Origin of the sequence: Wolbachia endosymbiont of Drosophila bocki, assembly GCF_028982005.1 — a bacterium.
GTDB classification, from domain to species: domain Bacteria; phylum Pseudomonadota; class Alphaproteobacteria; order Rickettsiales; family Anaplasmataceae; genus Wolbachia; species Wolbachia pipientis.
Window position 1 is genome coordinate 1 of the sequence record NZ_JAPQLG010000133.1, and the last position, 3,777, is coordinate 3,777.

Annotated in this window: 4 protein-coding genes; 3 read left to right on the plus strand and 1 reads right to left on the minus strand. The window is 34.6% G+C overall.

What is annotated here, in order from left to right; translation table 11 throughout:
• Nucleotides 1-132: 132 nt before the first annotated feature.
• Nucleotides 133-663 (minus strand): Na+/H+ antiporter subunit E, encoded by a 531-nt coding sequence (locus OZD61_RS02910; RefSeq protein ID WP_006280659.1) that lies wholly within the window; start codon nt 661-663, stop codon nt 133-135.
• A 68-nt stretch (nt 664-731) separates the two neighbouring features.
• Between OZD61_RS02910 and OZD61_RS02915 the strand changes: the two genes are divergently transcribed.
• From OZD61_RS02915 to lgt, 3 genes are all read left to right on the plus strand, one after another.
• Nucleotides 732-2,249: an ankyrin repeat domain-containing protein gene (locus OZD61_RS02915; protein ID WP_274979782.1), complete on the plus strand. Its 1,518-nt coding sequence runs from the start codon at nt 732-734 to the stop codon at nt 2,247-2,249.
• 120 nt (nt 2,250-2,369) lie between these two features.
• The gene (gene smpB / locus OZD61_RS02920) at nt 2,370-2,819 is read left to right on the plus strand and encodes an SsrA-binding protein SmpB (protein ID WP_007548863.1); all 450 of its coding nucleotides are present in this window, start codon (nt 2,370-2,372) and stop codon (nt 2,817-2,819) included.
• A gap of 6 nt (nt 2,820-2,825) precedes the next feature.
• Nucleotides 2,826-3,617 (plus strand): prolipoprotein diacylglyceryl transferase, encoded by a 792-nt coding sequence (gene lgt / locus OZD61_RS02925; protein ID WP_274979783.1) that lies wholly within the window; start codon nt 2,826-2,828, stop codon nt 3,615-3,617.
• Nucleotides 3,618-3,777 lie beyond the last annotated feature (160 nt).

Consider the following 3,777-nt stretch of genomic DNA (forward strand, 5'->3'; position numbering starts at 1 on the left):
TTTTGTAGAAGCTTTCGGGAAATAGTCTTCTCAAGTTTCAGGTTTATTGCAATATTGTTGGCGGAGTCCCAAAAGAAATGCTTGAAAGTCTTGTAAGGGAATATAAGGATGCTGTTAACTTATTTAAAGCAATTACTTAACTGAACGTAGTATTTTTAAGATTTTATTTTCTATTTCAGAAATGCCGCTTTCAAGATCTTTATCTATCAAATACATGGTAGAGAAATATGTTTTCTGCTTACTTTCAACATTGATAGTTAAAGTTCCGGGAGTGATTGTGACTGAATTGGCAAATAACGCAATGCTTTCGTCATTATGCCCTTTGCATTTTCTTAGGATAATAATCGGTTCAAGCTTAGATTTGAGTTGTAGCACCTTTTTTGTTACATAAACACTTGATAAAATGATTTGGTACATTAACCATGGTATATAACTTACTAACTTATAAAACGACAGTCTACTCGTACTATTTAAAATCTGGCTAAGAGCTCTTTCAGCGTTTATCAACCTTCTAAAGATAAACGATGTGAATATACAGGAAAACACTCCACAAAAAATAAAAAACGGCTCAAAATAACCAGACAATACAGTCCATAGAACAAATAAAATTATAAATGACAGAGAAAAAAACTTGATTTCCTTCCTAAAGTTGAGGTTTTTCATAGTCTGTAATATAACTAAAATGACTCTTTAAGGAAAGATAATAACGAATATTTAGGTTCTTGACTTCTATGTTAAAAGATATAACAACTAAGTTATGTATTTTAAGTGAGGAAGTTATGGAATATGATAAATTTATGGAAATATTAAAAAAAATAAATGACCTTTCAGATTTTAGCAAGGACAATATAGTTGAGAAAATAAAAGCTAAGTTACAAGAAGAAGATCCAGATTTATGTCAAGAGTGGGAAAAGAGTAAACCTGACAATGATAGTGGATCTGGCATAAATTACATATTTACTATATCTCGTGGTCAAAATTCTAAGGAAGTCAAATTGTTACATCTTGCTTCTTATTGGAACTGTGCAAATGTAGCAAAAGCTCTGATTGAGAACGGAGCAGATGTTAATGCAGAACATGATAATAAAATTACTCCTTTACATATTGCTGCTCACTATGGCCACGAAGATGTAGTAACCATTCTAACTGGAAAAGGAGCAATTGTTGATGCAAAAAATGGTGATGGATGGACTTCTTTACATTTTGCTGTTGAAAAGAACCACAAAAATGTAGTAAACACTCTAATTGGAAAAGGAGCAAATGTTAATGCAGAAAATGATGAAGGATGGGCTCCTTTACATCTTGCTATTACAAATGGCCACAAAGAGATAGTACAAGTTCTATCAAAAGCAGAAGGAATCAACGTTGATGCAAAAAATAGTGATGGGTGGACTTCTTTACATCTTGCTGCTGCAAATGGCCGCAAAGATATAGTAGAAACTCTAATTGAAAAAGGAGCAGATGTTAATGCGAAAGACCATTATAAATGGGCTCCTTTAGCATTTGCTTCTCAAAAAGGCCATAAAGCGGTAAAAGAAGCTCTATTAAAGGCACAAGAGAACATCAAAGCTTTGCGTTCAGCTGTTAAACATAATAATGAGGAGGAGGTGAAAAACCTATTAAATAAAGGAGTAAACGTTAATGCAAAAGATGATGATGGGTGTACTCCTTTACATCTTGCTGCCAGAGAGGGCTGCGAAGATGTAGTAAAAATTCTCATTGCAAAAGGAGCAGAGGTTAATGCAAACAATGGTGATAGACGTACTCCTTTACATCTTGCTGCTGAAAATGGCAAAATAAAAGTGGTGGAAGTTCTGCTACACACTGAAGCAGACCCCTCATTAAAAGATGTTGATGGAAAAACGCCAAGAGACCTTACTAAATATCAAGGTATAATTCAGCTTTTAGAGGAAGCGGAAAAAAAGCAAACGTTAAAAAATGAGAATAAAAAAACGCCAGAGGATCTTACTGAAAATAAAGATGTAATGCAGCTTCCAGAGAAAAAGGAAGAAAAACAGGTTGGAAAAAATGCAATTGTAAAAGGTGTTATTGTGTGTTTTGTAACTGCAGTGATAGTTGGTGTTGCACTTGCATTTGCTACTGCCCTATCTGTACCAGCAATAATTGGACTAGCTGCAGAATCTGCGCTCATAGTTGGTGCTGGTCAATATATAATGTCAAAGCCTAAAACTGAAATGCAAGAAGTAAAGGAACTTGTGCCTAGAGAGACAGAAAAAGCACTTACTTGATTTTTGTTATCCTGTTGCTATCAGACTAGCCTGGCACCTTATATTTATTGGGATAACTGTTTTATTATGAATTAAGTCAAAAACTCTGTAGTATATTGAAGCTTAAAGATATCTTTAGATATGGAAGTTATTGCAGAAAATAGGAAAGCAAGGTTTGAATATTTCATCTTAGAAGAATTTGAAGCGGGTATGGTCTTATTAAGCAGTGAAGTTAAATCGCTAAGAGAAAGAAAAGTAAATATTTCCGACGCCTACGTTGTTGAAAAGAATAGCGAAGTATGGCTGCACAATATGCATATTGCAGAATATAAAGCTGCGAACCGAAAAAATCATAAACCAAAAAGGGAACGTAAATTACTCTTGCATAAAAAGGAGATAAATAAACTAATTGGTCAAATCAAGACTGCTGGGATAACTGTTGTGCCGCTTTCGGTCTATTTTAACGATAAAGGATTTGCAAAAACTAAAATTGCCATTGTAAAAGGAAAAAAACTCTACGATAAGAGAGCAACCATAAAACAGAGAGAGTGGGATCGTGAAAAAAGTAGATTGTCTAAGAATAATTTATAGCAAAATATGTCTTTAAATCCAGTAATTTTCAGCATCGGTCCTGTTTCTATATATTGGTATTCTTTAGCATATGTTTTAGGTATAGTGTTTGCATATTGGTATTTACATAAGCTAGATGACCAAAAAATATTTACTAAGAATTTTTACGATTCGTTATTAACAGGCACTATTGTAGGTATTATCCTTGGAGGCAGACTTGGCTACGTATTGATATATGATCCAGTTCTTTACATAAGCAACCCTATCGAGATATTGAAGACCTGGGAAGGAGGGATGTCATTTCATGGTGGTGCTATAGGAGTTTTGCTTGCAGTAATAATTTCATGTAAAAGACATAACATTCCTATATTTTATGCACTGAACCTAGTTTCTTGCGGAGTTCCCATAGGTTTATTTTTAGGTCGCATAGGCAATTTTATAAACGGAGAGTTATTTGGCAGGGTAACAAATGTGCCGTGGGGTATGGTATTTCCAGAGAGTGGTGATAATTTGCTGCGCCATCCAAGCCAGCTTTATGAGGCACTTTTTGAAGGACTGCTACTTTTTGCAGTTGCAAATTCACTGTTTTTCTTAACTAGAATAAGACTGTATCACGGTGCGTTAACTGGTATTGCAGTTATGTGGTATGGAATAGCACGTTTTTTCGTTGAGTTTTTTCGCGAACCAGACTATCAAATTGGCTATTTGTGGCTTGATTTAACTATGGGGCAGTTGCTTTCTATACCTATGGTTTTGCTAGGAATGCTTGTATATCTAGGCGCATTAAATTTAAAATTTAATACGAAATCTGTCACATAGAGAAAAGGTGAGTTCAATAGAAAAATGTAGCCAGAAGCCCCACATTATGCACAATTGTACGAATTTTCTGCGTTGCAGTAGAATGAATCGGTGGGCTTTGTTGCATCGCTAGCTATGATGGATTAAAGATAAAAAAAGGTGGAGTATATCAGTAGCTTAT

What these genes read in the sequence shown, in the direction of transcription:
- OZD61_RS02910 (WP_006280659.1), bottom strand. Translation starts at nt 663, where the DNA reads ATGAAAAACCTCAACTTTAGGAAGGAAATCAAGTTTTTTTCTCTGTCA.
- OZD61_RS02915 (WP_274979782.1), top strand. Translation starts at nt 732, where the DNA reads ATGTTAAAAGATATAACAACTAAGTTATGTATTTTAAGTGAGGAAGTT.
- smpB (WP_007548863.1), top strand. Translation starts at nt 2,370, where the DNA reads ATGGAAGTTATTGCAGAAAATAGGAAAGCAAGGTTTGAATATTTCATC.
- lgt (WP_274979783.1), top strand. Translation starts at nt 2,826, where the DNA reads ATGTCTTTAAATCCAGTAATTTTCAGCATCGGTCCTGTTTCTATATAT.